Below are 2,757 nucleotides of genomic sequence, written 5' to 3'. Positions count from 1 at the left end.
CCGCCTGTTCCTCCAGGGCGTCGCCGCGCCCAAACGCCTGTGCGACAAGCCCGGTGGTGCCCGAGCGCAGGAAATTGAAAGAGGTGAAGACGACGTCGAAGATCAATGCGCCGGCCGCCAGGCCGCCAAGCAAGGCGGCATCGCCGAACTGGCCGATGACAGCCGTGTCGACCAGGCCGAGCATCGGCGTCGTCAGATAGGCAAGCGTCATCGGCACGGCGATGGCGAGCACGGAACGATTGGTGACGACAAATGATCCGGGGTTGATTGGGGATCTGGCGTCGGCTGGGGTTGCACCCTGGTCCAAGGATTGCTGCCTTGCTGATTGCGGCTTGATCGAACTGCCGATGTGCCCCATTTTCCAGCCACCGCGCAATCACTCTTCCCGTGACGGCCAACCGAAATCCCCGGCCTGGCGCGAGCCGCCGGATCCAGTTCATGCCCCTGCAGATCGTCCATAATCCCGACTACGATGCCGGCTTCGCCACCAACCATCGCTTTCCGATGAGCAAATATCCACTGCTGATGGAGGCGCTGCGTTCACGTGGCCTCGCCGGCCCCGACGCGCTCAGCACCGCCGAACCGGCACCGGTGTCATGGCTGGAGCTTGCCCATGCGGCGAATTATGTCGACCAGGTCGTCAACTGCCGCGTGCCCGAGAAGATCGAGCGCGAGATCGGTTTTCCGATCGGACCCCGCGTCTCGCTGCGCGCGCAGCTTGCCACCGGCGGCACCGTGCTGGCGGCGCGGCTGGCCTTGCGCCACGGCATTGCCTGCAACACCGCCGGCGGCAGCCATCATGCGCGGCGCGCGCAAGGAGCGGGCTTCTGCACCTTCAACGATGTCGCCGTCGCCGCGCTGGTGCTGCTCGCCGAAGGCGCGGCACAAAACATCCTGATCGTCGACCTCGACGTGCATCAGGGTGACGGCACGGCGGATATTCTCGCTGATGATCCGCGCGTGTTCACCTTTTCCATGCATGGCGACCGCAACTACCCCGTGCGCAAGATCGCCTCCGACCTCGATGTCGCGCTGCCCGACGGCACGGGTGACGCCGCTTACATGAAGAGGCTCGCCGCCATCCTGCCGGAGCTCTCCGCCCAAGCCCATTGGGACATCGTGTTCTACAATGCCGGCGTCGACGTCCATGCTGAGGACCGGCTTGGCAGGCTGTCGCTATCGGATGACGGCCTGCGCGCCCGCGACGACATGGTGATCAGCCACTTTCGCACGCGGGGCGTTCCGGTCTGCGGCGTCATCGGGGGTGGCTATTCAACTGACGTGCCCACGCTTGCCGCGCGCCACGCCATCCTGTTCGAGGTGGCCGCGGGCCACGCCCGATAGTACGATCTTGTCCAAAAACCGGGTGCCAGGGTTCGCTGACGCGGACCTGCGGTTCGGGATCATGCTCTACTTCCGGTAGTTGGCGAGCCTCAACAGGATGAACGCCGGCACGACGATAGCCGCGCCCAGCAGGATATAGCCGAGGAAACGGTCGATGGCGTGGAAGCCAAGATTCCACAGGTCCATGAAGAATTTGCGGATGCCGTAGAGCACATCCATCGGCGACCAGCCGAAGGCGTTCATGACCAGGCCGACGAGGAAAGACACCACCAGCAGTTTCAGGATCACCTTGAGCGGCGAGTCGCCAAGAAAGCGCGTCAATGCGGACAAGGCCCGTCTCCAGATTGAGGTACCCTGGCTAGAGGGCGTCAGCCAGACATACGCACTTGGCTTGTCCGCTTCAAGCCGGGAGTTCTGCGGGATAGCGAGACACCGAGCATAGTGTGGCCGCAAGCCGAGCCCAGGCGCATGGCAGACTGCCGGCTACTGCCGCAGCGATCCCGCTGGCTTATCTGTTTTCTAACCAATTGCCGCTATTCCCAATCGGATAGCGGGAGCAAGGCTTTGGTGGAGACGGAGAGAAACACCGCGCGACGCGGCGTCATGCTGTCGGTGGTCATCCCATGCTACAACGAGCTGGATGGCGTGGCCGAACTGCATCGGCGGGTAACGGCCGCATGCCTTGAACAAGGCCCTTCCTACGAGATCGTCCTTGTCATCGATGGCGCGACCGACGGCACGCGCGAAGCCATTCTCCAGCTGGCTGAAAAGGACGACCATGTCGTCGCCATCGACCTTGCCCGCAATTACGGCCATCAGATCGCGTTGAGCGCCGGGCTCGAATTCTGTCGCGGCCAGCGCATTCTCATTCTCGATGCCGACCTGCAGGATCCGCCTGAACTGCTCGGCGCGATGATGACGAAGATGAACGAAGGCTTCGATGTGGTCTACGGCCAGAGGCTGACGCGCGATGGCGAAAGCTGGTTCAAGCTCGCCTCCGCGTCCATGTTCTATCGCTTGCTGCGCCGGATGGTCGACGTCGACATAGCCCCCAATACCGGAGATTTCCGGCTGATGAACCGTCGCGCGCTCGACCATCTGAACGCGATGCCAGAGCGTTACAGGTTCATTCGCGGCATGGTGAGCTGGATCGGGCTGAAACAGGTGGCCTTTCCCTATGAGCGGCACCGCCGCTTTGCCGGAACCACCCATTATCCGCTGAAGAAAATGCTTCTTCTGGCGGTCGACGCGATGACCAGCTTCTCCATCGTCCCTTTGCGGTTCGCCTCGCTGCTCGGAATGATGTTCGGGCTTCTGGGCCTGGTCGTGCTCGGCTACACGCTGCTCGAATGGTCGGTCGGGAACGTGTTGCCCGGCTGGACCAGCCTTGCCGCGATCGTGCTGATCCTCGGC

4 protein-coding genes are annotated in these 2,757 nt (G+C 63.0%); 2 read left to right on the top strand and 2 right to left on the bottom strand.

Annotated features, from left to right (window positions below; genetic code table 11):
- Positions 1 to 307: MATE family efflux transporter (locus tag EN906_RS29845; protein WP_245484356.1), on the bottom strand; the 307-nt coding region annotated here is incomplete at its 3' end.
- A 131-nt stretch (positions 308 to 438) separates the two neighbouring features.
- Between EN906_RS29845 and EN906_RS29840 the strand changes: the two genes are divergently transcribed.
- Positions 439 to 1,344 (top strand): histone deacetylase, encoded by a 906-nt coding sequence (locus EN906_RS29840; RefSeq protein WP_127266717.1) that lies wholly within the window; start codon positions 439 to 441, stop codon positions 1,342 to 1,344.
- Between the two features lie 66 nt (positions 1,345 to 1,410).
- Here EN906_RS29840 and EN906_RS29835 read toward each other — a convergent pair whose 3' ends face one another.
- Complete coding sequence (locus EN906_RS29835) at positions 1,411 to 1,674, bottom strand: DUF6460 domain-containing protein (protein WP_013533620.1); 264 nt, start codon at positions 1,672 to 1,674, stop codon at positions 1,411 to 1,413.
- Positions 1,675 to 1,947: 273 nt separating this feature from the next.
- On the opposite strand from EN906_RS29835, the gene EN906_RS29830 reads away from it, so the two are divergent.
- The coding region (locus EN906_RS29830; RefSeq protein WP_206529202.1) for a glycosyltransferase family 2 protein at positions 1,948 to 2,757 on the top strand (810 nt) is incomplete at its 3' end.

Source organism: Mesorhizobium sp. M7A.F.Ca.CA.004.06.1.1 (genome assembly GCF_003999135.1).
Taxonomy (GTDB): domain Bacteria; phylum Pseudomonadota; class Alphaproteobacteria; order Rhizobiales; family Rhizobiaceae; genus Mesorhizobium.
This window is presented reverse-complemented; position numbering and strand designations above follow the sequence as displayed.

What these genes read in the sequence shown, in the direction of transcription:
- EN906_RS29840 (WP_127266717.1), top strand. Translation starts at nt 439, where the DNA reads ATGCCCCTGCAGATCGTCCATAATCCCGACTACGATGCCGGCTTCGCC.